Origin of the sequence: Arthrobacter globiformis, assembly GCF_046536215.2 — a bacterium.
GTDB lineage: Bacteria > Actinomycetota > Actinomycetes > Actinomycetales > Micrococcaceae > Arthrobacter > Arthrobacter globiformis_E.
The window spans coordinates 4,022,185-4,046,285 of sequence record NZ_CM143421.1; the positions used below are offsets into that span (position 1 = coordinate 4,022,185).

At 67.7% G+C, this 24,101-nt stretch carries 25 protein-coding genes; 11 read left to right on the top strand and 14 right to left on the bottom strand.

Annotated elements, in window-relative coordinates; all coding sequences use genetic code 11:
- Positions 1–4 precede the first annotated feature (4 nt).
- From R5O87_RS18130 to ccsB, 3 genes are read left to right on the top strand one after another with little or no spacing between them, the layout of a single operon-like run.
- Positions 5–760, top strand: coding sequence for a cytochrome c biogenesis CcdA family protein (locus R5O87_RS18130; RefSeq protein WP_410556045.1), 756 nt, complete (start codon positions 5–7; stop codon positions 758–760).
- Entirely contained in the window at positions 760–2,538 is a 1,779-nt protein-coding gene (resB, locus tag R5O87_RS18135; RefSeq protein WP_410556044.1) for a cytochrome c biogenesis protein ResB, read from the top strand. The genes R5O87_RS18130 and resB overlap by 1 nt, the downstream gene beginning before the upstream one ends.
- Positions 2,538–3,644, top strand: coding sequence for a c-type cytochrome biogenesis protein CcsB (gene ccsB, locus R5O87_RS18140; RefSeq protein WP_410556043.1), 1,107 nt, complete (start codon positions 2,538–2,540; stop codon positions 3,642–3,644). The genes resB and ccsB overlap by 1 nt, the downstream gene beginning before the upstream one ends.
- A gap of 54 nt (positions 3,645–3,698) precedes the next feature.
- Here the strand turns inward: ccsB and R5O87_RS18145 are convergent, their stop codons facing one another.
- Together R5O87_RS18145 and R5O87_RS18150 are read right to left on the bottom strand one after the other, a co-directional pair.
- The gene (locus R5O87_RS18145; protein ID WP_410556042.1) at positions 3,699–4,232 is read right to left on the bottom strand and encodes a hypothetical protein; all 534 of its coding nucleotides are present in this window, start codon (positions 4,230–4,232) and stop codon (positions 3,699–3,701) included.
- A gap of 465 nt (positions 4,233–4,697) precedes the next feature.
- Positions 4,698–5,192 carry a PLD nuclease N-terminal domain-containing protein gene (locus tag R5O87_RS18150; RefSeq protein WP_410556041.1) on the bottom strand — a complete coding sequence of 165 codons (495 nt, stop codon included), beginning with the start codon at positions 5,190–5,192 and terminating at the stop codon, positions 4,698–4,700.
- 230 nt (positions 5,193–5,422) lie between these two features.
- On the opposite strand from R5O87_RS18150, the gene R5O87_RS18155 reads away from it, so the two are divergent.
- Positions 5,423–5,746, top strand: a complete 324-nt coding sequence (locus tag R5O87_RS18155) for a DUF4229 domain-containing protein (protein WP_410556040.1) — start codon at positions 5,423–5,425, stop codon at positions 5,744–5,746.
- A 3-nt stretch (positions 5,747–5,749) separates the two neighbouring features.
- Here R5O87_RS18155 and R5O87_RS18160 read toward each other — a convergent pair whose 3' ends face one another.
- The 5 genes from R5O87_RS18160 to R5O87_RS18180 all read right to left on the bottom strand — a co-directional run bounded on the left by R5O87_RS18160 (position 5,750) and on the right by R5O87_RS18180 (position 10,205).
- Positions 5,750–6,631 (bottom strand): 1,4-dihydroxy-2-naphthoate polyprenyltransferase, encoded by an 882-nt coding sequence (locus R5O87_RS18160; protein WP_410556039.1) that lies wholly within the window; start codon positions 6,629–6,631, stop codon positions 5,750–5,752.
- Positions 6,632–6,721: 90 nt separating this feature from the next.
- Entirely contained in the window at positions 6,722–7,882 is a 1,161-nt protein-coding gene (locus R5O87_RS18165; protein WP_410556038.1) for an AMP-binding protein, read from the bottom strand.
- A 76-nt stretch (positions 7,883–7,958) separates the two neighbouring features.
- Entirely contained in the window at positions 7,959–8,912 is a 954-nt protein-coding gene (locus tag R5O87_RS18170; RefSeq protein WP_410556037.1) for a 1,4-dihydroxy-2-naphthoyl-CoA synthase, read from the bottom strand.
- Positions 8,913–8,933: 21 nt separating this feature from the next.
- Positions 8,934–9,374 carry a VOC family protein gene (locus R5O87_RS18175; protein ID WP_410556036.1) on the bottom strand — a complete coding sequence of 147 codons (441 nt, stop codon included), beginning with the start codon at positions 9,372–9,374 and terminating at the stop codon, positions 8,934–8,936.
- 69 nt (positions 9,375–9,443) lie between these two features.
- Complete coding sequence (locus R5O87_RS18180; RefSeq protein ID WP_410556035.1) at positions 9,444–10,205, bottom strand: CPBP family intramembrane glutamic endopeptidase; 762 nt, start codon at positions 10,203–10,205, stop codon at positions 9,444–9,446.
- Between the two features lie 245 nt (positions 10,206–10,450).
- On the opposite strand from R5O87_RS18180, the gene R5O87_RS18185 reads away from it, so the two are divergent.
- Positions 10,451–12,250: an ABC-F family ATP-binding cassette domain-containing protein gene (locus R5O87_RS18185; RefSeq protein WP_410556034.1), complete on the top strand. Its 1,800-nt coding sequence runs from the start codon at positions 10,451–10,453 to the stop codon at positions 12,248–12,250.
- A gap of 120 nt (positions 12,251–12,370) precedes the next feature.
- Here R5O87_RS18185 and R5O87_RS18190 read toward each other — a convergent pair whose 3' ends face one another.
- Together R5O87_RS18190 and R5O87_RS18195 are read right to left on the bottom strand one after the other, a co-directional pair.
- Positions 12,371–14,335, bottom strand: a complete 1,965-nt coding sequence (locus tag R5O87_RS18190) for a hypothetical protein (RefSeq protein ID WP_410556033.1) — start codon at positions 14,333–14,335, stop codon at positions 12,371–12,373.
- Positions 14,332–14,679, bottom strand: coding sequence for a hypothetical protein (locus tag R5O87_RS18195; RefSeq protein WP_410556032.1), 348 nt, complete (start codon positions 14,677–14,679; stop codon positions 14,332–14,334). The genes R5O87_RS18190 and R5O87_RS18195 overlap by 4 nt, the downstream gene beginning before the upstream one ends.
- 525 nt (positions 14,680–15,204) lie before the next feature.
- On the opposite strand from R5O87_RS18195, the gene R5O87_RS18200 reads away from it, so the two are divergent.
- Positions 15,205–16,668 (top strand): amino acid permease, encoded by a 1,464-nt coding sequence (locus R5O87_RS18200; protein ID WP_410556030.1) that lies wholly within the window; start codon positions 15,205–15,207, stop codon positions 16,666–16,668.
- Positions 16,669–16,816: 148 nt separating this feature from the next.
- Here R5O87_RS18200 and R5O87_RS18205 read toward each other — a convergent pair whose 3' ends face one another.
- Positions 16,817–17,542, bottom strand: a complete 726-nt coding sequence (locus R5O87_RS18205; RefSeq protein WP_410556028.1) for a dienelactone hydrolase family protein — start codon at positions 17,540–17,542, stop codon at positions 16,817–16,819.
- A gap of 159 nt (positions 17,543–17,701) precedes the next feature.
- The gene (locus tag R5O87_RS18210; RefSeq protein WP_003797692.1) at positions 17,702–17,878 is read right to left on the bottom strand and encodes a CsbD family protein; all 177 of its coding nucleotides are present in this window, start codon (positions 17,876–17,878) and stop codon (positions 17,702–17,704) included.
- A 119-nt stretch (positions 17,879–17,997) separates the two neighbouring features.
- Here R5O87_RS18210 and R5O87_RS18215 point away from each other — a divergent pair, with 119 nt between their 5' ends.
- The 5 genes from R5O87_RS18215 to R5O87_RS18235 all read left to right on the top strand — a co-directional run bounded on the left by R5O87_RS18215 (position 17,998) and on the right by R5O87_RS18235 (position 22,309).
- Positions 17,998–18,456: an SRPBCC family protein gene (locus tag R5O87_RS18215; RefSeq protein ID WP_410556027.1), complete on the top strand. Its 459-nt coding sequence runs from the start codon at positions 17,998–18,000 to the stop codon at positions 18,454–18,456.
- Positions 18,456–19,145: a pentapeptide repeat-containing protein gene (locus R5O87_RS18220; protein ID WP_410556026.1), complete on the top strand. Its 690-nt coding sequence runs from the start codon at positions 18,456–18,458 to the stop codon at positions 19,143–19,145. Before R5O87_RS18215 ends, R5O87_RS18220 begins: the two co-directional genes overlap by 1 nt.
- A 223-nt stretch (positions 19,146–19,368) precedes the next feature.
- The gene (locus tag R5O87_RS18225; protein ID WP_410556025.1) at positions 19,369–20,580 is read left to right on the top strand and encodes a thiolase family protein; all 1,212 of its coding nucleotides are present in this window, start codon (positions 19,369–19,371) and stop codon (positions 20,578–20,580) included.
- An 89-nt stretch (positions 20,581–20,669) separates the two neighbouring features.
- Positions 20,670–21,458 carry an enoyl-CoA hydratase/isomerase family protein gene (locus R5O87_RS18230; protein ID WP_410556069.1) on the top strand — a complete coding sequence of 263 codons (789 nt, stop codon included), beginning with the start codon at positions 20,670–20,672 and terminating at the stop codon, positions 21,456–21,458.
- Entirely contained in the window at positions 21,455–22,309 is an 855-nt protein-coding gene (locus R5O87_RS18235; protein ID WP_410556024.1) for a 3-hydroxyacyl-CoA dehydrogenase family protein, read from the top strand. Before R5O87_RS18230 ends, R5O87_RS18235 begins: the two co-directional genes overlap by 4 nt.
- Before the next feature lie 65 nt (positions 22,310–22,374).
- Here R5O87_RS18235 and R5O87_RS18240 read toward each other — a convergent pair whose 3' ends face one another.
- From R5O87_RS18240 to R5O87_RS18250, 3 genes are all read right to left on the bottom strand, one after another.
- The gene (locus R5O87_RS18240) at positions 22,375–22,605 is read right to left on the bottom strand and encodes a DUF6480 family protein (RefSeq protein WP_410556023.1); all 231 of its coding nucleotides are present in this window, start codon (positions 22,603–22,605) and stop codon (positions 22,375–22,377) included.
- A gap of 34 nt (positions 22,606–22,639) precedes the next feature.
- Positions 22,640–23,071 carry an SRPBCC family protein gene (locus tag R5O87_RS18245; RefSeq protein WP_410556022.1) on the bottom strand — a complete coding sequence of 144 codons (432 nt, stop codon included), beginning with the start codon at positions 23,069–23,071 and terminating at the stop codon, positions 22,640–22,642.
- Positions 23,072–23,196: 125 nt separating this feature from the next.
- Entirely contained in the window at positions 23,197–24,048 is an 852-nt protein-coding gene (locus R5O87_RS18250) for an SGNH/GDSL hydrolase family protein (RefSeq protein WP_410556021.1), read from the bottom strand.
- Positions 24,049–24,101: the final 53 nt, after the last annotated feature.

A 24,101-nucleotide genomic window follows, 5' to 3' on the forward strand; every position in this document is an offset into this window, starting at 1 on the left:
TCCCGTGAACAGCCCCTTCGCCGAAGCCATCCTGAACGGTTCGCTGCTGCTCGCCATCCCTGTGGCGCTGCTGGCCGGACTCGTGTCCTTCCTCTCGCCGTGCGTGCTCCCGCTGGTGCCCGGATACCTGGGCTACGTCACAGGGCTCACGGGCGTGGACCTGCAGAAGCAGAAGCGCGGCCGTATGCTGGCGGGAATCGGCCTGTTCGTGCTCGGCTTCTCGGTGATCTTCGTGCTGCTCGGCGGGGCGTTCGGGCAATTGGGGTCGCTGATCTCGGGCGGCCAGAACGCCTGGATCACGCAGATCCTGGGTGTCCTGGTGATTCTCATGGGCGTGGTGTTCATGGGCGGATTCTCCTGGTTCCAGCGCGACGCCAAGATCCATGCGAAACCGCCGGCCGGCCTGTGGGGCGCGCCGTTGCTCGGCATCACGTTCGGCCTCGGCTGGGCGCCCTGCATCGGCCCCACCTACTCCGCCGTCCAGCTCCTGAGCCTCTCCGGCGGCTCGTTCGCCGCGAAGGGCGCGTTCCTGGCCTTCGTCTACAGCCTGGGCCTGGGCATCCCGTTCCTGCTGATCGCCCTGGCGGTCCGCCGCGGCGCGGGCGTGATGTCCTTCTTCCGCAAGCACCGTCTGGCCATCCAGCGCACCGGCGGGGGAGTCCTGATTGCCCTGGGCATCCTGATGGCCACGGGTCTGTGGGGAACCTGGGTCACCGAATTGCAGTACTGGTTCCAAACCGATGTGAAGTTGCCGATCTGATGAGCGAGCGTGTGAAGTCCACCGAGAATTCCCCGGCCGGGGACGCCCCGCAGCCCGGGCCTGCCCAGAATGACGCCGCCGGGTCCGAGGAAGCCGCGCCCAAGGGCCGGAATGCCAAGGACGCCGTGAAGGAAGCCAAGGCCGGGGCCGCCCTCCCGTCCCTGGGCTTCGTCGGCATGCTCCGCTGGGCATGGACCCAGCTGACCAGCATGCGCACCGCGCTGTTCCTCCTGCTCCTGCTGGCGGTGGCCGCGGTGCCCGGATCGCTGTTCCCGCAGCGCCCGGCCAACCCCTCGGTGGTCACCCAGTACATCAAGGACCACCCGGACTACGGCAAGCTGCTGGACTCGCTGCAGCTGTATGACGTCTACTCCTCGGCGTGGTTCTCGGCCATCTACATCCTGCTGTTCATCTCGCTGATCGGCTGCGTGGTGCCCCGCGCCATTGCCCACTACAAGGCCATGCGGTCGCAGCCGCCGCGAACGCCGAAGCGGCTGTCCCGCCTGCCCGAGTACGGCACCCTGGTGGTGCCGGCGGACGCCGGCATCCCGGCGTCGGACGCCATCGAGGATGCAGCGGCGCTGCTGAAGAAACGCGGTTATCGCGTTGAGGTAAGGCACGACGACGGTGCGCGGCCGTCTTTGGGGGCCGAGCGCGGCTTCCTGAAGGAAGTGGGAAACCTTGTCTTCCACACGTCGCTGATCGGCGTGCTGGTGTCTGTGGCCATCGGTGGCCTGTTCGGGTACAGCGGCCAGCGCATCCTGGTGGAGGGTGACACGTTCGTGAACACCCTGGTGGGCTACGACCAGTTCAACCCCGGCACCAACTTCCAGAGCAGCCAGCTCCAGCCGTATTCGATCCAGCTGGACAAGTTCCAGGCCACGTTCGACCGTGAATCCCAGGGCAAGTTCGGCCAGCCCATCGATTTCACCGCGGACGTCACCACCAAGGAAAACCCCGGGGCGCCGGCCAAGAAGGAAGTCCTCAAGGTCAACGACCCCGTCACGCTCGGCGGCACCAGCATCTACCTGACGGGCAACGGCTACGCCCCGGTGGTCACGGTCCGCGACGGGAACGGCAACGTGGCCATGCAGGGTCCTGTGGTGGCCAAGCTGCAGGGCGAGAACTACTACTCGTCCGTGGTGATCAAGGTGCCCGACGCGAAGCCTGACCAGCTCGGGTTTGTGGGCTTCTTCCTGCCCACGGCGCTGGTCACCGAGCAGGGCATCTCCTTCAGCGGCGACCCCGACCTCATCAACCCCCAGCTGAGCCTGAACTCCTTCTACGGCGACCTTGGCCTGGACAAGGGCGCCCCGCAGAACGTCTTCGAGCTCGACGTCAAGAACCTCAAGGAACTCAACAGCCGGAATGCCAAGGCTGGCGGCATCACGCTGGCCCCGGGCAACACCTACACGCTGCCCGAGGGCAAGGGCTCCATCACGTTCGACGGCGTGAAGAAGTACGTGGGCGTGGACATCCACCACAACCCCGGGCAGCTTTCCGCGCTGATCTTCGCGCTGCTTGCGGTGGCCGGGCTCATCGTCTCGCTCTACGTGAACCGGCGCCGCGTCTGGGTCCGCACCGGCACCCACGAGGACGGCCGGACCATGGTGGAGTACGGCCTCCTGGCCCGCGGCGAGGACCACCGCCTGGCCGGCGAGGCTGCCACGCTGCGTAGCCACCTGCTGCGCAAGTGGAACCTCGACGACGACCACCCCGAAACAGCACCTTCCAACTCCTCACCAGCAGGCTCCCCTGAGCCGAAGAAGGACCAGTAATGTTTCCCATCAACGAGACCATGGGCCAGTACAGCGAGCTCTTCATGCTGCTTGCGGCCGGCACCTACACCGTCGCCTTCATCGCGTTTGCGTGGGACCTGGCCAAGAGCAGCAAGGCCCTGAAGTCGATCGACCTCAAGGCCGCAGCAGCCAGCACATCCGCGGGCATGTCCGCCAAGGTTCCGGTGGGCGCCGGCGTTGGATCAAGCGCCTCCCGGAGCGCGGGCAGCGGTGAGGACCGCCTGTCCGGACCGGCGGACCGTGCCGAGCGGCCGTCGTCGTACGCCTCCGGCGCAGTGAACGGCGCCGCCGGGCAGACCGCCGACGACAGCATGCGCTACGGCGAACGCCGGGCGCCCGCCCGCGTTGCCGTGGCACTGACCGTTTTGGGCGCCGCGATCCACGCCGCCGCCGTGCTGACCCGCGCGGTGGGCGCCGGCCGTGTGCCGTGGGGCAACATGTACGAGTTCCTCACCACCGGCGCGTTCCTGGTGGCGGCCGTGTTCCTCGTGGCGCTGGTCCGCCGCGACCTGCGCTTCCTCGGCACCTTCGTGGTGGGCCTGGTGATCATCATGCTGGTGGCCGCGTCCGTGGCGTTCTGGACGCCCGTCGGCCACCTGGTGCCCGCGCTGCAGAGCTACTGGCTGATCATCCACGTCTCCATCGCCGTGCTGTCCTCGGCGCTGTTCACCCTGACGTTTGCCATGTCCGCGCTGCAGCTGGTGCAGTCGCACCGGCAGAAGACCATCTCCGCCGGCGGTGCGGACAAGCTGGGGTTCATGCGCCTGGTACCCTCCGCGCTGAGCCTGGAGAACCTGTCCTACCGCATCAACGCGATCGCCTTCATCGGCTGGACCTTCACCCTCATGTTCGGCGCGATCTGGGCCGAGAAGGCCTGGGGCCGGTTCTGGGGCTGGGACACCAAGGAAGTGTGGACCTTCGTGATCTGGGTGGTCTACGCCGGTTACCTGCATGCCCGCGCCACCCGCGGCTGGACGGGAACGCGCGCGGCCTGGCTGTCGATTGTTGGCTACCTGTGCGTGGTCTTCAACTTCACCATCGTGAACCAGTTCTTCAACGGCCTGCACTCCTACTCGGGGCTGTAGGGGGTATTCCCTTCGGGGCCGTTTTACCCAAAAGGGCCGCATGGGCCCGTCGATTTACCGAAAAGGGTCGCTTGGTTGCCTGCCGAGCGGCCTTTTTTGGTAAATCAACGAAGGCGTCTTGAGGGGCGAATCTTCGAAGGCTAGCGGGCAGACTTCCAGCCACGGCTCGTTAGCGCCTTGCGTACCTTGGTGATCCAACATGGGTACGTTGATGGCCGGCTCGGGGAGACCCGCGGCAACCAGCAAAAGCCGCAGCTCGGTCTCCTTTGGCGAGTCGGTGTTCGCGCGGATGAGAGCCATGGCCTTCATTGCCTTCGGGTAGCCGGCTCTGCCCTGCTTCTCAGCGAGGAAAGCGTCCATTGCCTCCGTCTTTGAAAGGGGATCTCTTCGGCGCAGCAGGAAGTCGCCGGCAATCACCAGGTCCTGCAGGGATAGGATGCCGGCCAGGTCGAACCACGTCCGCAGCGGTGACGTGCAGGCCACAAAGCGGCCCTCGAAGATCTCCTCTTCTGGAAGCGGAAGCCGGTGGCCGCACACGTTCTTCCGGCGCACGGCCCTGGCACCGTCCCGGCTGGTCAGATGGACCACGCCTTGATCCTCCAAACATAGTGGAAGCGGAAATCCCCAGAGCGCAGCAGCCGAAAGGTGGCTGACGACAGCCCCGGTGGCAAGTGCAAGGCCCCGCGCCCTGACAAGGAGCGTGATCTCCACGGCCGCTGGCGAGCGAACGCCGTGGCAGGGGCTCGCCAACTCGAGGGCCCGGACACGCCTGCGGGTCAGACCGGCGGCAGTCGCCTGGCGAATGGTGAACGGCTCTGTCTGCAGGGCGGGAGGAAGAGGGCGTGGACGGGGCATAGGAGCATTCTGCTGCCCCGGACGGGCCTGTATGCCGTTGTCCACAATTTAGGACTCGTGTGGAGGAATAGTGGGCTTGCTGCGGCTGCGCCATACAGACAGCGTGCTACGCCGTCGATTCACCAAAAAGGGCCGCCCGGCCTGATGGCTGGGCGGCCCTTTCGGGTAAATCGGCGACGTGAAGGAGGGGTGAGACGCCTACTTCGCCTCGGGGTTGCCCTCGGCGTTGGCCTCGCCGGCGGCGCCGGGCTTGCGCGGACCAGGCTCACCTGCGGACGGGCCGCTGGCACTGCCGCTGCTGGTGCCCGGAGTTGCGCCCGTGCTGCCTGTGCCCGTTGTGCCCGTGCGGTGACTGCCGCCGTCGGCCTGGTTCTTCCGTGCCGCGTCGTCCCGAAGCTTCCGGAGGCGCTCCGCCTCGGCCTGGCGGCGGCGCTGCTCGAGGTTCCGCAGGAAATCGGGGTCGTCGTCGGGGGCGGTGGGGTGTTGCGGGTACACGGGCCGGGCCACAGTCGTGGCCCGAGGGCGGCCGATCAGGAACCACAGGGCGGCGCCGATGAGCGGCAGGAGGATCACCATGATGAGCCAGGTTGTCTTGGAAAAGCCGCGGGTGAAACGCTTGTCGGTCCGGATAACGTCCACGAGTCCGTAGACGTAGATGGCGAGAATGGCGACTGCGAGTGCAACACGAGGCATGCAATCAGTCTAGCCGTCGCGCGCCCCGGCGGAGATTACAGTATGCCCACAGTCATGCGCCAGCAAAACGCCGAACGGGAGCCGCAGATGACGCCGGCGCTGCCCCGGGCAACGCTAACCCATGCGCCAGGCAAGCACCCCGGAACGGCAGGAAACCCCCGGGAGGCAATCCACCAGTGGGCCAGCGGCACCGGCAGGATACGTTCAGGCAGGACGGCTAAACTTGGATAGTGGCTTTTCTGAAATACACCCTGATCCGGTTCGCGATCTTCCTGCCCCTGTTTGTGCTGTTTGTCTTCCTGCAGCTGGGGTGGTTTCTGGCCGTCGTCTTTGCGGGGCTGATTTCCTTCGCCATCAGCTACCTCTTCTTCCAGAAGCAGCGCGATGCCGCGACGGCGTCCCTGCACGCCCGCTTCTCCGGACGCGCCAAGCCCATCCGCACCGCCGGGGAGATCGATGATGCCCAGGCCGAGGACCACCTCGTCGACACGCACCCGGACGTCACCATCCGCAACGACGTCAAGAAGCGCGAACCCCGGGTCGGCGACGCTTAGGCATTACATCCCGGTGCTCAGAACGAGTCCCAGCGAGAACAGCACGGCGTAGCCGAGGTTGATGAGGCCCGTCTGCTTCAGGACCGGGATGAGGCTCTTGCGCTTCCGTCCGTTGATCATGAGCCAGGCCGGCATCAGGCAGGCCGGGATCAGCAGCAGCACGATCAGCATCCACGGCCGCGTGGGAGCCAAAATCACCACGAGCAGAATGGCCACGGCCAGCATCAGCACGTAGCTCTCGCGGGCGTGCTTGTCGCCCAGCCGAACGGCCAGTGTCTTCTTCCCGGCCTGGATGTCCGAAGGGATGTCACGGACATTGTTGGCCATCAGCAGGGCGCAGGCAATCAGTCCCGTGCCGATGGCGCCGATCACGGCAGGCAGGCCGATCTGCCCCGCCTGCGTGTACGTGGTGCCGAGCGTGGCCACCAGCCCGAAGAACACGAACACGAACACGTCGCCCAGGCCCATGTAGCCGTAGGGGTTCTTTCCGCCGGTGTAGCCCCAGGCCGCCATCACGCAGCCCACGCCCACCAGCAGCAGCCACCACGTCTGGGTGAGGAGGACCAGGACCAGCCCCACGAGCATCGCCAGGCCGAAGGCACCGAACGCGGCATACTTCACGTGTTCGGGGCGGGCTGCACCGGAACCGACCAGCCGCAACGGGCCGACGCGGTTTTCGTCCGTCCCGCGGATCCCGTCCGAGTAGTCGTTGGCGTAGTTGACGCCGACCTGCAGCAGCAGCGCCACAAGGGCCGCCAGGACTGCATTGAGCGGGAGGAAGGAGCCCATCTCATAGGCCGCTGCCGAGCCGATCAGGACAGGGGCGATCGCGGCCGGCAGGGTGCGGAGCCTGGCGCCTTGGATCCATTGTGCGGCTGTGGCCACGGTGAGTACCTCGTGTTGGGTCGGTGATTCGTTCAAAAAGGATGGCGTGCGCTGGGCACGCGGAAGCCGCAGCGGCGCAGCAGGACTACTCTATTTTCCCTGATGCAGCGCGTTGAGCCGTTCAATCATGGCCAGCCGGTCCGGCTTGCCGTTGGGCAGCATGATCAGCTCGCCGGCGGGAAGGACGGTCTTGGGGGCCAGCAGCCCCAGCGTACGGTGCCACTCCTCGGCCCACGCCGCCCCGTCCCGTGCAGCACCACCGGCTCCAGCGGGTCCGGATGCGGTCCCGGCCACTGCCACATAGGCTGCCACGGCCTGGCCCCATTTCGCGGACTCGACGCCGGCCACAAAAGCCGCCGTCACGCCGTCGGACTTTTCCAGCTCAGCCTGCACGTGCGCGGCGGAGACCTTGACGCCGCCGGTGATGATGACGTCGTCGGCACGGCCCAGCACGGTGAGCCGGCCGTCGGCGTCGAGCGTGCCGAGGTCGTTGGTGCGGTACCAGCGGCTGCCGTCCTCTTCGACGAAGGCCTCGGCGGTCTGCCGCGGTGCGCCCAGGTAGCCCGCCGCGAGCGTCGAACCGCCCAGGTGGATCCGGCCGTCTTCTGCGAGCCGCAGGGCCACGCCTTCGAGCGGGTAGCCGTCGTACACGCAGCCGCCGCAGGTTTCCGCAGCGCCGTAGGTGGTGACCACCCGGAGGCCGGCCTCGCGCGCGGATTGGAGGAGCTCGGCAGAGGCCGGGGCGCCGCCGAGCAGGATGCCATTGAACCGGCGCAGCACGGCGAGCGTGTCCGCCGACGGGTCAGCGAGCAGGCGCTGCAGCTGCGCGGGCACCAGCGACGTGAAGCGGATCTTGTCCGTCAGCTCCAGCGCAGCGGCAGTGAAGGCCTCGGCGGTGAAGCCCCCGGAGAGGTCCATGGCCCACGGCCGGGTGCCGGCGAACAGCGACCGGACCAGCACCTGGACACCGGCCACGTACTGCAGCGGCAGCGCCAGCAGCCACTGGCCCTCGCCCTTGAGCGCGAAGGCGGTGGCCATCGACGACGCCGCCAGCGCGTCCACCGTCAGGACCGTCGCCTTGGGCGTCCCGGTGGAACCGGATGTGCGGACCACCGCGACGGCGTCCTCGAACCCGGGGGTCGGGACGGGCGTCACCACCGGCTCGCCGTCGGGGCCGGCGGAAAGTTCGACGGCGGGACCCTCACCGTGGAGGGCGGCCGCCAGCGCCGTGAGGGCCGGCTCGATGTTCACTGCGTGCGCCTGCGTTGTGCGGGCATAAGGTGCGCGGACCTGGGGAGCATGGGGGTGCCTTCCGACGAGTGCGGGCTTAGAAGTAATACGGGAACTTCGACCAGTCGGGGTCGCGTTTTTGCAGGAAGGCTTCCTTGCCCTCCACGGCCTCGTCCGTCATATATGCCAACCGGGTAGCCTCGCCGGCGAACACCTGCTGCCCGGCCAGGCCGTCGTCGGCGAGGTTGAAGGCGAACTTGAGCATCCGGATGGCCTGCGGGGACTGCCGCGCGATGTCCGCGGCGTACTCCAGGGCCACCTCCTCCAGGCGCTCGTGGTCGACGGCCTCGTTCACGGCCCCCATCCGAACCATGTCCTCTGCGGAATATTCGCGCGCCAGGAAGAAGATCTCCCGGGCGGCCTTCTGGCCAATCTGCCGGGCCAGCAGCGCCGAGCCGTAGCCGGCGTCGAAACTGCCCACCGTGGCGTCCGTCTGCTTGAACTTTCCGAACTGGCGCGAGGCGATGGTCAGGTCGGAGACGACGTGCAGGGAGTGCCCGCCGCCGGCCGCCCAGCCGTTGACGACGGCGATGACCACCTTGGGCATGGTCCGCATGAGCCGCTGGACTTCCAGGATGTGGAGCCGGCCGGCCCGGGCGGGGTCAATGGTTTCCTGCGTCTCGCCGTCGGCATAGCGGTACCCGTCGCGTCCGCGGATCCGCTGGTCCCCGCCGGAGCAGAACGAGTGGCCGCCGTCCTTGGGGGAGGGGCCGTTGCCGGTGAGCAGGACGGTGGCCACGTCCGGGGTCATCCGGGCGTGGTCCATGGCGCGGTAGAGCTCGTCCACGGTCCCCGGGCGGAAGGCGTTGCGGACCTCCGGCCGGTTGAACGCGATGCGGACGGTGGGCAGGTCCCGGACCACGGTGCCGTCGCCGGACCGCTCCACCTGCCGGTGGTACGTCAGGTCCTGGAAGTCGTCGAAGCCGGACACGGTGCGCCAGCGGGACGGGTCAAAGACGTCGGATACCTTGGCGGGGAAATCGTTGCTCACCGTCCAAGTCTAGTAATCGGCTCAGCTGATGCAGAACTCGTTGCCCTCGGGGTCCGCCATGGTGTGCCATTCGTGAGGCCCCTGGCTGGCCGTCCAGAGGAAGGTGGCGCCGCGGGCTTCCAGTTCGGCGCGGACGTCATCCTTGTCCCGGCCGTCGAGCCGCACGTCCCAGTGCACGCGGTTCTTGATGGTCTTCTGCTCCGGCACTGTCTGGAACAGCAGACGCCGTTCAGGTGCCTTGGCATCGAGTTCCTCGGTGGGCCGGATCGCCGCGCCGTCCTTCCAGACGAGCTTGCCGTTATGCGTCGTGGTCTGGTCTTCGGTGGCGAAGCCCTGGCTGATCATGGAGCGGATGAAGCCCTCGTCCTGCGGCTCCACGGACCAGTCCAGCGTTTCGGCCCACCAGTCGGCGAGGTCGTGCGGGTGGTGGCAGTCGATGGCGATCTGAATGTTGAGTCCCATGGCACCAAGCTACGACGGCGGCGCCGCCTCCGGATAGGGTGCCGGCCGATAAGGAGCGGGTCAGTGACCCTAGCTCTGGACCCGTTGCAACTGGTCCAGCAGTTCCGGCGGGATGGTGTACAGGAAGATCGCGGCCAGCAGGTTCTTGGTGGCATGGACAAAGTAGGAGAACATCAGGTTCCGCCCCGTCCATACGTAGACGAACACCAGGGTGCCGCCCATGGCCAGGTAGGGCATGAGTGCGGGGAGCGTGAGGGCTTCCTGGCCGACGATGTGCAGGGCGGCGAAGAGAACCACGGACAGTCCACAGCAGATCCAGATGTTGACCCGCCGGCTGAGCTTCCCGATCAGCAGGTGCCGGAACACGTACTCCTCGACGAACGGGCCCACCACGACAAGCAGCGGCACCATCAGCCAGGCCGGCACCTGCCGCATGAGCGCCTGCAGCCCGGCCTGGTTGGCGGACGTCTCGGTGGTTCCGCCCACGGTCACCAGGACGGCGGTGGCAATCATCATCGCGACGACGGCCAGCGGCACCATGGCGAGCGTGAACCAGGGGCGCGTGGCAAGCACTTTGAGGTCGCGGGACACCACACCGCGGGCGGCATACAGCGCCAGCGCTCCGACGCACCCGTAAAACAGGAGGTTCACGCTGTAGGAAGCGACGGCCGGCGTCGGGGCCAGCGCCCGGAGCAGCGGCAGGATCAGTTCCCCGGCCAGCGCGAAGAAGGCGGCGACGGCCACATACAGCCCGACGGCGGTGAGGTCCAGCGGCGAAAACCGGTAGAGATCCGGCCGCGGAGCAGGGAGCATGCGTCTGGTATTCACCATGCCTCCAGCGTAGTGCGCCATGCCCCAGCGCGAGCCCGACGGCGGTGCTCACCTTGACGGGGCCGCCCGCCGCCGGGCAGGCTTGACCCATGAAGTCCTAACCACGACGCCGACATCGTCCGGCGTCGGCCATGTTCCGGCCTGTATCCAGTCACCTGGATCTGTCGACCCAGGCCCTGTTGAGCGTATGCACCGAGACGTATGTATCGGGCTCCGGGCCGCCCTTTGGACTGCGAGGACTTCCCATGACTGAACCACATTTCCGCACCGAACAGCTGCACCTGTCCGGCGTCTCCCACGGCTACGGGGACCGCGAACTTTTCACCGGCGTCGAACTGGTGATCGGCGCGGGGGAACACGCCGCCGTCGTCGGTGAAAACGGTGCCGGCAAGTCCACCCTGCTGCGGATCCTGGCCGGTATCGAGGCGCCCGCGGAAGGCGCGGCCCGGCGGCATGGTCGCGTGGGCTACCTGGCACAGACATCCGGGCTCTCCGCCCGGCTGACGGTGGCCGACGCCATCGACGATGCGCTCCGCGCACTGCGCGGGATGGAAGCCGAGCTCGAGCGGCTGGAGGAAGGCCTGGCATCGGCCGGGCCTGCAGAGCTGGAGGCCTACGGGAACCTGCAGACCCAGTACCAGCTGCGCGAGGGCTACGCCGCGGAATCCCGCGTCGAGGCGGCGCTGGACCGGCTGGGCCTGGGCGGCGTGGACCGCGGCCGGATGCTGGGGTCGCTGTCCGGCGGGGAACAGGAGCGCGTCGCGCTGGCTTGCCTGCTGGCCGATCCCGCGGACATCCTGCTGCTGGACGAGCCCACCAACCACCTGGACGCCAGCGGCACGGCCTGGCTCGAGGGCCGTCTGGCAACGCACCGCGGAGCCGTGGTGGTGGTCTCGCACGACCGCGTGCTGCTGCGGAAGGTCGCCGCCGCCGTCATCGAGGTGGACGCCGAGCGCCGCACGGTGAACCGCTACGGCAACGGCTACGACGGCTACCTGAAGGAGAAACGGGCAGAACGCCAGCGCTGGGTCCAGCAGTACCACGGCTGGCTCGATGCCATGGCAGCTGAACGGCGGCAGGCGGACACTGTGTCGGACCGGATGGGCTATGCCCGCCGGCGGGACAATGACAAGGCGGCCTTCGACTTCAAGACCGGAACCTGGGAGCGCGCCGCCGCCAGCAAGATCCGCAACGCCCAGGAGCGGCTGCGCCGGCTGGAGGACAACCCCGTGGAGCGCCCGCCGGAACGCCTGAAGCTCGACGCCGGACTCGACGTGGCGTTGAACGGCAGGCCCGACGGCGGGACTTCCGACGGCGGGCCCGAGGGGACCGCTGCCACCGCCGCTGGCGCCGCCGGCAGCGCCGGCGGGGACTCCGGGAACGGAAACCAGGCAGGCGTCGACGGGGTCCTGCATGCCCGCAACACCCAGGTGCCTGGCCGGTTGGACGTCCCGGAGTTCCGTGTGGACCGCGGGCAGAAAATCCTCATCACGGGTCCCAACGGCGCCGGGAAGTCCACGCTGCTCTCCGTCCTGGCCGGCACCCTCGAGCCGGCCGCGGGACACGTGGTGCGTAACGGCCGGATCGGCTATCTGCAGCAGGAACTGGAGCTGCCCCAGCACCCAACGCTCCGGCTGCTGCCGGCCTTTGCCGCCGGGCTCGGCGGGAACATCGACGACCACGCCGAGGCGCTGCTGCGGCTGGGCCTCTTCCGCGCCAGCGAATTCCATGTGCCGGTGGGTGCCCTCTCCGCAGGCCAGCAGCGCAGGCTGGCACTCGCGCGGCTGCTGCTCGGCCACAAGGACATCATGCTCCTCGACGAACCCAGCAACCATCTGGCCCCCGCGCTCGTGGAGGAACTGGAATCGGCGCTCGCGGAGTTCGACGGAACAGTCGTGATGGTCAGCCACGACCGGGCCCTGGGTGAGTGGTTCGACGGATGCGCGGACCGGTCCCGGGGCCGGGCCGGCGAGGGCGCTTCCGGGAGATGGCTCAGGTACACGATGGCGGACGGCGCGCTGGAGAAGGCGGCGCTGCCCGCCTGAGCCGGGCAACACCCGGCCCGAAGGCCGCACTAGCAAGGAAAACCCAGGCCCGGCGGATTGCCGGGCCTGGGTTTTCTCACTGCCTGGGTTTTAGCGCCGCGTTGGTTTTTCGCGTGCGACCTACCGGAACAGGGCGCTGTATGTTCCCATGATGATCCGGTCGCCGGGCCGGGACTTCCTGATGTAGTCCACCACGGCCCAGTCGTCCAGCGAGATGCAGCCGGCCGTCGGGACCTTGTTCATGTGCAGGAAGATGGCGAAGCCGGCGTCCTGAATGATGTTGGGCCGGTTGTAGTTGACCACCACACCCTGGCGGTAGTCATGCGTGGCGCGGGTGGCGAAGTACCACATGTTCTCGTCCCAGCCCACCCACGATGAGGACTCGAAGTACTTGTTGTACGTCGCGGTCCAGGGGTTGCCTCCCCAGCGGGAGCGCGGGTTCAGCGTGCGGTAGGGGAGTGCCGTTCCCGGGTTGCCCAGGCCGAACGCCTCCGTCACCGAATACGAACCCGTGGGCGAGTACAGGTAACGGGTGGGGCCCGACGGAACACCGGGCGCCTTGAAGCCCGAGGCGCCCACATAACCGTCCGTCCGCCAGTCCTGGACGTACGTTCCCGCCATCCGGACGCAGTACACGTTGGTGGCATACGACTGGCCATAGCCCTGCGTGAACGTGAGCAGCACCCGGTTGGCGCCGTAAGTGGAGTACCGGGACCGTCCGTTGTTCAGCTTCTGGCACTCTGTGATTCCGTAGGCCCGGGTACCGGCGGACTTGGTGTAGCCGATGAAGCCGCGCTGGAACGACTGGATGCACTGGTCGCCGGCGCATTTTTCATTCGCCGTCGGATAGCCCAGCCAGCCGCCCGCTCCGCCGTTGGTGGCATACCGCTGGGCGATGCCTCCCCGGACGGTCCAGGCCGGGGTCAGCGGGGACCAGTAAATGGTGCCGCCCTGGAACCGCTGGATGCAGCCGCCGGCGGGCTGCCCGCAGGTTTCGTTGGCCAGCGGGTAGCCCAGGGAACTCCGGTTGCCGCCGGTCAGGATGTACCGGGTGCCGATGCCGCCGCGCGTGATCCAGGCGCCCGTGGCGGGTGACCAGTAGATGTTGCCTCCCTGGAACTGCTGGAGGCAGCCGCCCGCCACCTGGGCGCAGGCTTCCGTGGTGGTGGGGTAGCCCAGGACGCCGTTCAGTGCGCCGGCGGCACGCCAGCGGGTGCCGATGCCGCCGCGGATGACCTGGCCGCCCGTCTGCGGTGACCAGTAGATGGTGCCGTTGTCGAAGTCCTGGGAGCAGCCCCCGTTTTTCAGGCCGCAGGTTTCAGCGGCCGACGGCAGGCCCAGCACCGTCTCGGCACCCGACGCTGCCCACCGTCTCCCGATGCCTGACCCGGTGGAGAAGTCGAGGAACCGGGTGCCGGTCCAGATGATCACCTTATTGCTGGAGAACTTCTGCAGGGACCGCGGCCCCAGGACGATCTCGTCCCCAATGGGGTAGCCGAAGGCCGCGAGGCCGCCGCCTGCTGTCCACTGCGGACCGGTGCGTCCGGAGGACAGCAGGACCGGATGGGCTCCGGACTTGGACGTCCAGTAGATCGGGCCGCCGGTGAAGTTCTGCGCGCAGAGCCCGGCCGAGCACTGCTCGTTCGACGTGGGTTCGCCGAGCACGCCGGCCGCTCCGCCAAGGCTGCGCCACTTGGCGCCGATGCCGCCGCCAGTGACAAGTTCGGGGTCGGGGGCCGGCACCGGATCAGTAACGGCCGGTTCCGCGATGGCAGGATCCGCGGCCGGATCTGTGACAGCGGGGCCGGTTACAGCCGGGCCCGTTACCGGCGGGGACGACGGCGGCACCGAGGCCGCGGGGTCCGTCACCGGATCGGTGGCCGGGTCAGTTGCCGGGTCGGTGCCGGGGTCAGTTGCGGGGGTAGTGGCCTCCGGGGCGGTGCCCGCGGTTTCGGCAGCGGGGGAGGATGCGTCGGCCGCCTGGCTGGGCGGCGTCGCGGAATCGACCGCGAGGGCCGGAGAGGACGCGAGTGGGCCGGCCGCCAGGCTCAGGAGCAGGGCAGCCGCAAATATTGGTTTTTTCACGAAGCATCCTCCACCGACACAACCGGTTCGCACGTGCCGGCCTGGCCCGTGGTTTTGGCGAAGTTCTTTGCAGAAACCTCAGCCGATTTCCCTGCCGGGACCGTTTCCGTGATCAGGGTGTGGCCCTGGACCGCCGCGCCGACGGTAACCGCAATGGCCACCGTGTACTTCTTGGCTTTGTCCGAGGAGTTGACCAGGGTGCCCTTGAACGTCCACTGGCCGTCCGCGCCGGCCGCGCAGGTGTGCTCCTGCAGGGCGTCGATCGCGTTCAGTGACGTGGACACATCGGTGGGCAGGGAAGGTGCCGTCGTGGGTGGTGGGGATTCCGACGGCGGCTGGGACACCGCCGTCGTACTGGTTGCCGATGGTGAAGCGCTGGGGCCCGATCCGGACGGGCCTGGGCCCCCGCCGGAACATCCCGAGGCCGCCAGCAGCAAGGCCGCTGGCAGCAGTAGTGCTCTCTTTCTCATAGTCCCCCCTGAAAAATGGCGCGAGTGCCGGCGTCCGCATGAGACGGTGCGGACGTCATGGCCGGGAACGAATCCCCGGCCATGGTGCTCAGAGTAGCCGCAATCAGGGCGCCAGAGGAGCCTTTTCTCCATTCGAGTTACTGTTTCGCAACGCGGCATGGGAGCGGGTGAGCGGTTACCCAAAAACCCGTTCTGGCCTGCGGAATGTTGCCCGCGTCACGGGGCGGCCCGGAAATCTTGTACGATGGATGGGCCGTGCGAACCTTCGATGCTCCACGAGTTTTTGTGCACATAGGGGCCTCAGGAGGGGCCCGAAGTCGAATTATCTGTACAAAAACTCCAGGTTCCGGAACCGGCAGTGCCCTACCCCAGGCAACCCCCGACCTACAAGGAACAGTTGTGCCTCAAAGTACCCCCACAGAACTTATGAGCCCGACGGCTCCATCCGCCGCCGTCGACCCAACCCTCAGCGCCGAGGGCTACAAGAAGACCCTGAGCCGGCGCCACGTCACCATGATCGCGATGGGCGGCGCCATCGGCGTCGGCCTGTTCATGGGAGCCGGCGGCCGGCTGGCCTCCACCGGTCCCGCGCTGATCTTCTCCTACGCCATCGCCGGCGTCATCGCTTACCTGCTGATGCGGGCTCTCGGCGAGCTCATCATGTACCGCCAGACGTCGGGCTCGTTTGTGAGCTACGCCGGCGAGCTGTTCGGCAAGAAGGGCGCCTACCTGTCCGGCTGGATGTACTTCATCAACTGGGCCATGACCGGCATCGCGGAACTGATCGCGATCGGCCTCTACTTCCAGTTCTTCTTCTCCAACGTCCCGGTGGAGCTCTCCGCCATCGCTGCGCTGGTGCTGCTGGTGGCCGTGAACCTGCTCAGCGTCAAGGCGTTCGGCGAATTCGAATTCTGGGCGTCCTGCCTCAAGGTCGGCGCCATCGTGATCTTCCTGGCCGTGGGCACGTTCATGGTGGTCACCAACGCCAAGGTGGGCGCCGGCCACGCGTCGCCGGTCAACCTCTTCGCCGGCGACGGCGGCATGTTCCCCAAGGGCGGACTGGTGATGATCCTGGTGCTTAACGCCGTCATCTTCGCCTACAACGCCATCGAACTCGTGGGCATCACCGCCGGCGAGATGGAAAACCCGGAACGCGAAGTGCCCAAGGCGATCCGCGCCGTCGTGATCCGCATTGTCGTCTTCTACGTCGGTTCCGTGACCCTGCTGGCCATGCTGCTGCCGTCCGACCAGTACAAGGCCGGCACCTCGCCCTTCGTCACCGTCTTCGGCCAGATGGGGCTGCCGTGGATGGGCGACGTCATGAACATGATCGTCATCACCGCCGCGCTGTCCTCCTGCAACTCGGGCCTGTACTCGATCGGCCGGATCTTCCGCACCATGGCCAACAACGGCCACGCCCCGCAGTGGCTGACCAGGATGTCCAGCCGCCACGTGCCGTACGCCGCCATCCTGGCCATCGCCTCCGTGTACCTCGTGGGCATCCTGCTGAACATCTGGCTGGGCGGCTCGCACGCCTTCGACCTCGCCCTGAACACCGCCTCGATCGGCGTGATCTTCACCTGGGGCTCCATCTTCGCCAGCCAGATCGCGCTGCGGAAGAAGAAGGGCAACATCTCCAGCCTGCCGATGCCCGGTTCGCCGTGGACCAGCTGGGCCGGACTCGTGGCGCTGCTGGCCATCACCGTGCTGATCGGTTTCGACACCATGACGGACAAGGCCACGGGGGACGTCTTCCTGCTCGGCCTTTGGACCCTGGCCAGCATCCCGTTCTTCGCCGTGGTGCTGTGGCTGGGCTGGCAGAAGGTCAAGAACAACGAACCGAAGAGCGAACTCTTCAGCTGATTTCCCGAATTAACCACGACGGCGGCGGGTCACCTTTTGCGAAAAGGGCGGCCCGCCGCCGTCGTTCCAGGGTGGGAGCGCGAACGGACACTCGTGGCCCCTGGGAAGCGTTTCCCGAGGGCCGGAATTGTCCGCTCGCGCTGGAGGATCAGGCTTTCAGGTGCTTCGCGAAGTGGTCCTCGATCCGGCGCCACGCCTCCGGGGCGGCGGCCGGATCCGGGCCGATGCCCATCACCCGCGTCAGCGGGCGCAGTGCCCGGGGCCCTTCCTCCCGGTCGTTCAGGAAGGAGTGGCCCGCCGTCGGGAATTCCTTGACGTCGTGTTCGACGCCCGCCGCATCCAGCGCGGATTCCAGCCTGGCCGCGGCGCCCCGCAGGGTGCGGTCCCGTGCGCCGTAGTTCGCCACCAGCGGGCAGGCGCCGCGGAGCGCCGGCTCGAGGTCCCGGGGGAGCCGGCCGTAGTTCACGGAGGCGGCGTCGAAGCCGTCGTTGGCTGCCAGCAGGGCGAACCCGCCGCCCATGCAAAAGCCGATGACGCCCGTCCGGCCGGTGCAGAGGGACGATGCCTTCAGCCAGCTCCGCGCCGCGGCGATGTCGGCGAAGACGCGCCCTTCGCCGGTGATCATGGATTTCATGGTGCCCGCCAGGCAGCGGCGCGGGCCGCCGTCGCTGTAGAGATCGACGGCGAGGGTGAGGTAGCCCGCCGCGGCCAGCCGGTCGGCGTGGCGGCGGATCTGGTCGTTGAGGCCGAATGCCTCGTGGATCATCACGACGCCGGGAAACGGGCCCGTTCCGGCCGGTGTGGCGAGGTAGCCGCGAAGGACCTTGGATCCGCCGGCGGCAGCGCCTGTCCCGCCCAGGTCTACGTGCGTCATGGGCCCAGTCTCGCACGGGCCAGTCTTGCGGTCTTTGCCTGGGCCGCAGTCTTGGCGGGCGGCAGTCTCGGCAAGGGCGGCAGTGCCGCCCTTGCCACAAAAACGGCGACGCCGGGCTCCCCCCAAGGGAGTCCGGCGTCGCCGTTTGGCGGTGGTGTATTAATCCCGCTTAAATTCGTCCTTGACGTCTTCGCCGACTTTCTTGGCGTCGGCGACCACCTGGTCCTTCTGGCCCTCTGCCTTCAGGCGGTCATTGTCCGTCGCGTTGCCTGCGGCTTCCTTCGCCTTACCGCCGAAGTCCTCTGCAGCGTTCTGGATCTTGTCTCCGATACCCATGAGGGGCACCACCTTCCGTTGCCGGTTGATCTGACAAAGCCATTTCAGCCTAACACGAAGCATACTTACTATTTCAAGCGGGGCCCCAAAAATGTCGGTGCCGCGGATAGGCTCGAAGCATGGATCACAGCATCAGCCTGAGTCAGCACGTCAACGCCAGTCCGGAGAAGGTCTGGCAGGTGATCTCGGATGTTCCAGGGTCCGCGGCCACCCTGTCCGGGGTCGAGTCCATCCAGATGGTCAGCGAGGGGCCGTACGGCGAGGGGACCCGCTGGAAGGAGACGCGCTCCATGATGGGCCGGCGCGAAACCGTGGAAATGTGGGTGTCCCAGGCGGATCCGCCGCACAGCACCACGGTGAAGGCGCTCCAGGGCGGCGCGGACTACACTTCCCGGTTCACGCTGGAGGAGCGGGGCGGCGGGACCGACCTGACCATGACCTTCGGCGCGGAGGTCCTCAGGCCCACTGTGCTTAGCCGGCTGATGCTCGCCCTGTTCGGGCGGCTGGGCATGAACATGACGCGGAAGGCCCTGGCGAAGGACCTTGCCGAGATCGCGGCGAAAGCGGAGCAGCCCTAGTGGCGGGGCGGTCTGCGGGCAAGGCCCGGCAGGGTGCGGCATCGAAGGTGACGCCGCCGAGGCTGGTGCCGGTCAACCTGGAGGGCCTCCGGGATGAGGATGCGCCGGACTTCAGGCGTGCCGACCGGTATGACGGCATGCGGTACAGTCGCGCGGACGCCGACGGGCTGGAGCTCAGCGGCATCACCTTCGCCGAGTGTGAATTTGCCGGCGTCTCCTTCAATGACGCCCAGCTGCGCGGCGCAACGTTCCGGGACTGTGTGGTCGAGGAGGCCTTCGCCCCTGTCCTGAACGCCGCCCGGTCCACCATGCATGACGTCGTCTTCAGCAATCCCCGGTGGGGATCGGCGGAGCTGTACGAGGGCGGCTGGCAGTCCGTGCGGATCGACGGCGGCAAGATCGACTACCTGAACCTGCGGGGATCGCGGCTGGCGGACGTGCAGATCAGCGACTGCATCATCAGCGAACTGGACCTCGGCTCCGCCACTGCCGCCCGGGTGGCACTGAAAAACTGCACTATCGGAAGCCTGGACCTCGCCGGCGCCAAACTGAAGGACTTTGACCTTCGCGGCACGGATTTCCGGAGCATCAGCGGCCTGGGCAGCCTGGCAGGCGTCGTGATCGACGAGTACCAGCTGGGGCTCCTGGCGCCACTCCTGGCGGCCCACCTGGGCGTCACCGTCGCCTGACGGGCCGGCTCCCCGGCTCGCATTAGCGGACGCGCCCCACCCTTGACCGGAGGCTTGGAGTTTTTGTCCATTTGTCGCGACTTCGAGGGACCTTAACTCGCGACAAATGGACAAAAACTCCCGTCCCGTTGACCCGTTGCCAGCACCGTGTAATCTTTATAGAACGAACGGTCGGTAATTTATTCGCTTCCGACCGCCCAGCTTCTGCGAAAAGGATGTTCTCATGGTCGAGGCTTTTCTGGTCGGCGGTGCCCGCACCCCGGTAGGACGATACGGCGGAGCGCTCTCGGCGGTCCGGCCCGATGATCTGGCTGCGCTGGTGGTCCGCGAGGCCGTGGCCCGGGCGGGCGTGGATCCGGACGCGATCGACGAGGTCATCCTGGGCAACGCCAACGGAGCCGGCGAGGAGAACCGCAACGTGGCCCGCATGGCCACCATCCTCGCCGGCCTCCCGCTGCACATCCCGGGCATCACCGTGAACCGGCTCTGCTCCTCCGGCCTGAGTGCCATCATCATGGCCAGCCAGATGATCAAGTCCGGTGCAGCGGACATCGTGGTGGCCGGCGGCGTGGAGTCGATGAGCCGCGCGCCCTGGGTCCAGGAAAAGCCGAAGACGGCCTTCGCGAAGCCCGGCGACATCTTCGACACCTCCATCGGCTGGCGCTTCGTGAACCCGCTGTTCACGAAGGGTGAGCTGTCGCGCGACGGCAAAATGACGTACTCCATGCCGGAGACCGCCGAGGAAGTGGGCCGCGTGGACAACATTTCCCGCGAGGACGCCGACGCCTTCGCGGTCCGCTCCCACGAACGTGCGCTCGCAGCCATCGAGGCGGGCCGGTTCAAGGACGAGATCGTCCCGGTGACGGTCAAGACCCGCAAAGCCGAGACCGTGGTGGACACCGACGAGGGTCCGCGCGCCGGCACGTCCATGGACGTTCTCGCCGGCCTCCGCCCCGTGGTGCCCGGCGGCTCGCTGGTCACCGCCGGCAACTCGTCCTCCCTCAACGACGGCGCGTCCGCCATCATCGTCGCCTCCGACGCTGCCATCCAGCGGCTGGGCCTGACGCCCCGAGCCCGCATCATCGACGGCGCATCCGCCGGCTGCGAGCCGGAAATCATGGGCATCGGCCCGGTTCCGGCCACCCAGAAGGTGCTCAAGCGGAGCGGGCTCAGCGTTGGTGACCTTGGCGCCGTCGAACTTAATGAAGCGTTTGCCACCCAGTCCCTTGCGAGCGTGCGGCGCCTTGGGCTGGATCCGGACATTGTGAACAACGACGGCGGCGCGATCGCCTTGGGGCATCCGCTGGGTTCCAGCGGTTCCCGGATCGCCATCACCCTGCTGGGCCGGATGGAGCGCGAAGACGCACGGATCGGCCTGGCCACCATGTGCATCGGCGTGGGCCAGGGCACCGCCATGCTGCTGGAGCGCGTCTAGTGCCGGGGCCTTACAACGCAAACCGGGACAACGCGAACCGGGACAACCCGACCCACGACAACGCGAACCAGGACAGCGCGAGCGGACACTTGAGCACCCTGGAGTTCAGCACCCTGCTGGTCGAAGAGCGCGGGGACCGGGTGGTGGTGCTCCTCAACCGCCCGGACGTCCGCAACGCGATCGACCAGCAGATGGTGGATGAGCTCCATGCCGTGTGCGCCGAGCTGGAGAAGAACCCGAAGGTCCTCATCATCGCCGGCACGGAGGGCGTTTTTGCCTCGGGCGCGGACATCGCCCAGCTGCGGGAACGGCGCCGCGATGACGCGCTGCAGGGCATCAACTCCACCATCTTTGTCCGGATCGCCAAGCTGCCCATGCCGGTGATCGCCGCGCTGGACGGCTACTGCCTGGGCGGCGGCGCCGAACTGGCCTACGCCGCCGACTTCCGGATCGGAACCCCGGCCGTCCGGATCGGCAACCCGGAAACCGGCCTCGGCATCCTCGCGGCCGCCGGCGCCAGCTGGCGGCTGAAGGAACTCGTGGGGGAGCCCGTGGCCAAGGAAATCCTGCTGGCCGGACGGGTGCTGAAAGCCGAGGAGGCCCTCGCCGTCAACCTGGTCACCGAACTCCACGAGCCTGCCGAGCTCATGGACGCAGCCCACCGGCTGGCCGACCGCATCGCCCGGCAGGACCCGCTGGCCGTCCGGATCACCAAGTCCGTGTTCCACGCCCCGGCCGAGGCGCACCCGCTGATCGACCAGCTGGCGCAGGGAATCCTGTTCGAGTCGCAGGCCAAGTTCGACCGCATGCAGGCCTTCCTGGACAAGAAAAACGACAAGAAAAACACCGCAAAGACCACAGACGGGACCAAGTCATGACCGCCATTCCCCAGCACGTCGGAGTCCTCGGCGGCGGCCGGATGGGCGCAGGCATCGCCCACGCCTTCCTCATCAAGGGTGCCACCGTTGTGGTGGTGGAGCGCGACGGCGATGCTGCCGCCGGCGCCCGCACCCGGGTCGCCGACGCCCTGGCCAAGTCCGCGTCCCGCGGCGCCCTGGAGGGAACCCCGGAGGAAGTCCTGGCCAGGTTCAGCACATCCACCGACTACTCAGCCTTCGCCGGCTGCGGACTGGTGGTGGAGGCGGTTCCGGAGGACTTCGAGCTGAAGGTCAGCGCCCTGAAAGCAGTCGAGGCGCAACTGGCGGCGGACGCGTTCCTGGCCTCGAACACGTCCTCGCTCTCGGTCACCGACCTCGCCGCCCAGCTGCAGCGGCCGGCCAGCTTCGTGGGGCTGCACTTCTTCAATCCCGTGCCCGCCTCCACCCTGATCGAGGTGGTGGTGGCCAGGGAGACGTCACCAGAGCTGGCGGCCCAAGCGAAAGGCTGGACGGAAGCGCTGGGCAAGACCGCCGTCGTCGTCAATGACGCCCCGGGGTTCGCGTCCTCGCGGCTGGGCGTGGCGATCGCCCTGGAGGCGATGCGCATGGTGGAGGAGGGCGTGGCCTCCGCGGAGGACATCGACGCCGCCATGGTGCTGGGCTACAAGCACCCCACCGGGCCGCTGAAGACCACCGACATTGTGGGCCTGGACGTCCGCCTGGGCATCGCCGAATACCTGCACTCGACGCTGGGGGAGCGCTTCGCGCCGCCGCAGATCCTCCGGGACAAGGTGGCCCGCGGCGAACTGGGCCGCAAGACCGGCAAGGGGTTCTTCGACTGGGCTGACTGACCCGCTGAAGGCGCGCCTGACTGCAGGCGCGCCTTCAGCGGTCCGGCGCGCTCACAGGAGGGCGCTTACAGCAGGCCAACGATGTAGCCGACGAAGAACAACAGGCACAGCAGCACCACGATTCCGATGAGGACCAGCACCGCCACCTGGGTTCCCCGCGGCGGTCCTCCCTCGTCGTGCCCCTGCGGTCCTCCGGTGGAGCTTTCAGCGGGCGGTGTTTCCCCGGGCGGCACGCCGCCGCCCGGTTCCAGCCCGGTGAGGTGGTCTTCAAGGGGGTCAGGGTTCGTGCTGCTCACGGGGTCCTCCTTTGCTGGATTTGCGGGCCGCAGGCTACAGCGATTCGAGTTTCTGCCGCAGCCCGGTCAGGGCAGGGTCGCGCAACTTCATGAACTGCGGTGTGAGGAACGGCTGCAGCAGCTTGTAGGGCCAGTTGATGCTGAACTGCGCCGTGTACACGATCTCGGAACCGGAGCTGAGCGAGCGCACGTCGATCGAGTCGAAAGCCACGAGGTTCCGGTGTTCACCCCGGAGCTTGATGTGGTTGTCGAACAGTTCGATGACCTCGTACTCGATGGGCTGGCGCTTGCCCCGGAACACGGCTTCGGCGTGGTACCGGTGGCCGACAGCGACAGGCCCCTCGGTCAGCTTGTCCATGACCGCTGTGCCCGGGTCCCACTCGCTGGTGTGTTCGAAGGCGGACAGGTAGGCGAACGCAGTCCGCGCCGGCAGGGAAGAAGCGACAGTGCCCGAGACTGTGATCATGACACCAGCCTAGCCACGCGCGCCGCCGGGCACACCGGGTTCGGCCGGCTGTCCCGGGCTGCCGGGCGCCGCCGGGCTGCCGGGTTGGGCCTGCTGGCTCCCGGGCTGCCCGTGCCATGCGCTAACTAGCCGATCGCCGCCCGGAGGGAGGCGGCGTAGCCCTTGGCGTAGCCGTCGGCCGTCGGGTGGAAAATGTCGGCGGTCTGGCTGCCGCAGGTGGCAGAGGCGGTGCAGAGCGGCGGCAGCCCCACGATCCACGGCTGCGTGGAGCCGACGCCATGCCCGGAGAATGCCCGCGACACATCCACGTATTCAACCTTCGACCGGCCGCCGTCGGCTGCCTGGGCCGCCTTGGCAATGACCGCGTTCAGCTGCTGGGTCAGCCCGTTGATCGGATCGGCGGCGGGTCCGGCGCCCGGCTCGAACAGCAGCGGGTACCCGGTCACGTAGATGTCGGCCCGCGGTGCCTTCGCCTTGACGTCGTTAAACATGGCCAGAAGATCCTGGAAGAACGGGCTCGCCGCCGGGGCGGTCAGGGCGGTTTGCAGGACGGCGGCCCGCTGTGCCAGGGCTGCGTTGCACGCCGCACCGGAGTCCTGCGAACAGATCACCAGCGCGCCGATGGAGTCGAGGTCGTTGCCGCCGGCGGTGATGGTCACCAGGTCCACCTTCTTGTTCAGCGAGGGGATTTGCGCTGTCCGGACGGCAGCGGTTGTGGCGCCGCTGCACGCCTCATTCCCGGCCAGGACGATCTTGCGCGACGCGTCCAGGAGCACCGGATAACCGTGGTCGCTCCGGAAGCAGGCGTCCGCGTATGAACCTGCGCCCTGGCCGGCAGCATACGAATCTCCCAGCGCCACGTAGGAATCGAACCGGTCCGCGGATGCCGGCGCGGCGGTCACGCCAGCGAGCACCAACGCCGCCAGGGCACCGGTGAGGCGGGCAATCCGCCGTCGCAAAGGCTGTTTGGCTGTCATTTGAATCCCCACATTCGCTCAGGCCGCGGAGCGGCGCCCCCGGTGTCCAAGGG

Bases quoted from the DNA above. Each gene is read 5' to 3' on its own strand.
- resB (WP_410556044.1), top strand. From the start codon at position 760: ATGAGCGAGCGTGTGAAGTCCACCGAGAATTCCCCGGCCGGGGACGCC.
- ccsB (WP_410556043.1), top strand. From the start codon at position 2,538: ATGTTTCCCATCAACGAGACCATGGGCCAGTACAGCGAGCTCTTCATG.
- R5O87_RS18150 (WP_410556041.1), bottom strand. From the start codon at position 5,192: ATGCCTCGTGTTGCACTCGCAGTCGCCATTCTCGCCATCTACGTCTAC.
- R5O87_RS18175 (WP_410556036.1), bottom strand. From the start codon at position 9,374: ATGGGACTCAACATTCAGATCGCCATCGACTGCCACCACCCGCACGAC.
- R5O87_RS18180 (WP_410556035.1), bottom strand. From the start codon at position 10,205: ATGGTGAATACCAGACGCATGCTCCCTGCTCCGCGGCCGGATCTCTAC.
- R5O87_RS18185 (WP_410556034.1), top strand. From the start codon at position 10,451: ATGACTGAACCACATTTCCGCACCGAACAGCTGCACCTGTCCGGCGTC.
- R5O87_RS18205 (WP_410556028.1), bottom strand. From the start codon at position 17,542: ATGACGCACGTAGACCTGGGCGGGACAGGCGCTGCCGCCGGCGGATCC.
- R5O87_RS18210 (WP_003797692.1), bottom strand. From the start codon at position 17,878: ATGGGTATCGGAGACAAGATCCAGAACGCTGCAGAGGACTTCGGCGGT.
- R5O87_RS18215 (WP_410556027.1), top strand. From the start codon at position 17,998: ATGGATCACAGCATCAGCCTGAGTCAGCACGTCAACGCCAGTCCGGAG.
- R5O87_RS18225 (WP_410556025.1), top strand. From the start codon at position 19,369: ATGGTCGAGGCTTTTCTGGTCGGCGGTGCCCGCACCCCGGTAGGACGA.
- R5O87_RS18235 (WP_410556024.1), top strand. From the start codon at position 21,455: ATGACCGCCATTCCCCAGCACGTCGGAGTCCTCGGCGGCGGCCGGATG.
- R5O87_RS18245 (WP_410556022.1), bottom strand. From the start codon at position 23,071: ATGATCACAGTCTCGGGCACTGTCGCTTCTTCCCTGCCGGCGCGGACT.
- R5O87_RS18250 (WP_410556021.1), bottom strand. From the start codon at position 24,048: ATGACAGCCAAACAGCCTTTGCGACGGCGGATTGCCCGCCTCACCGGT.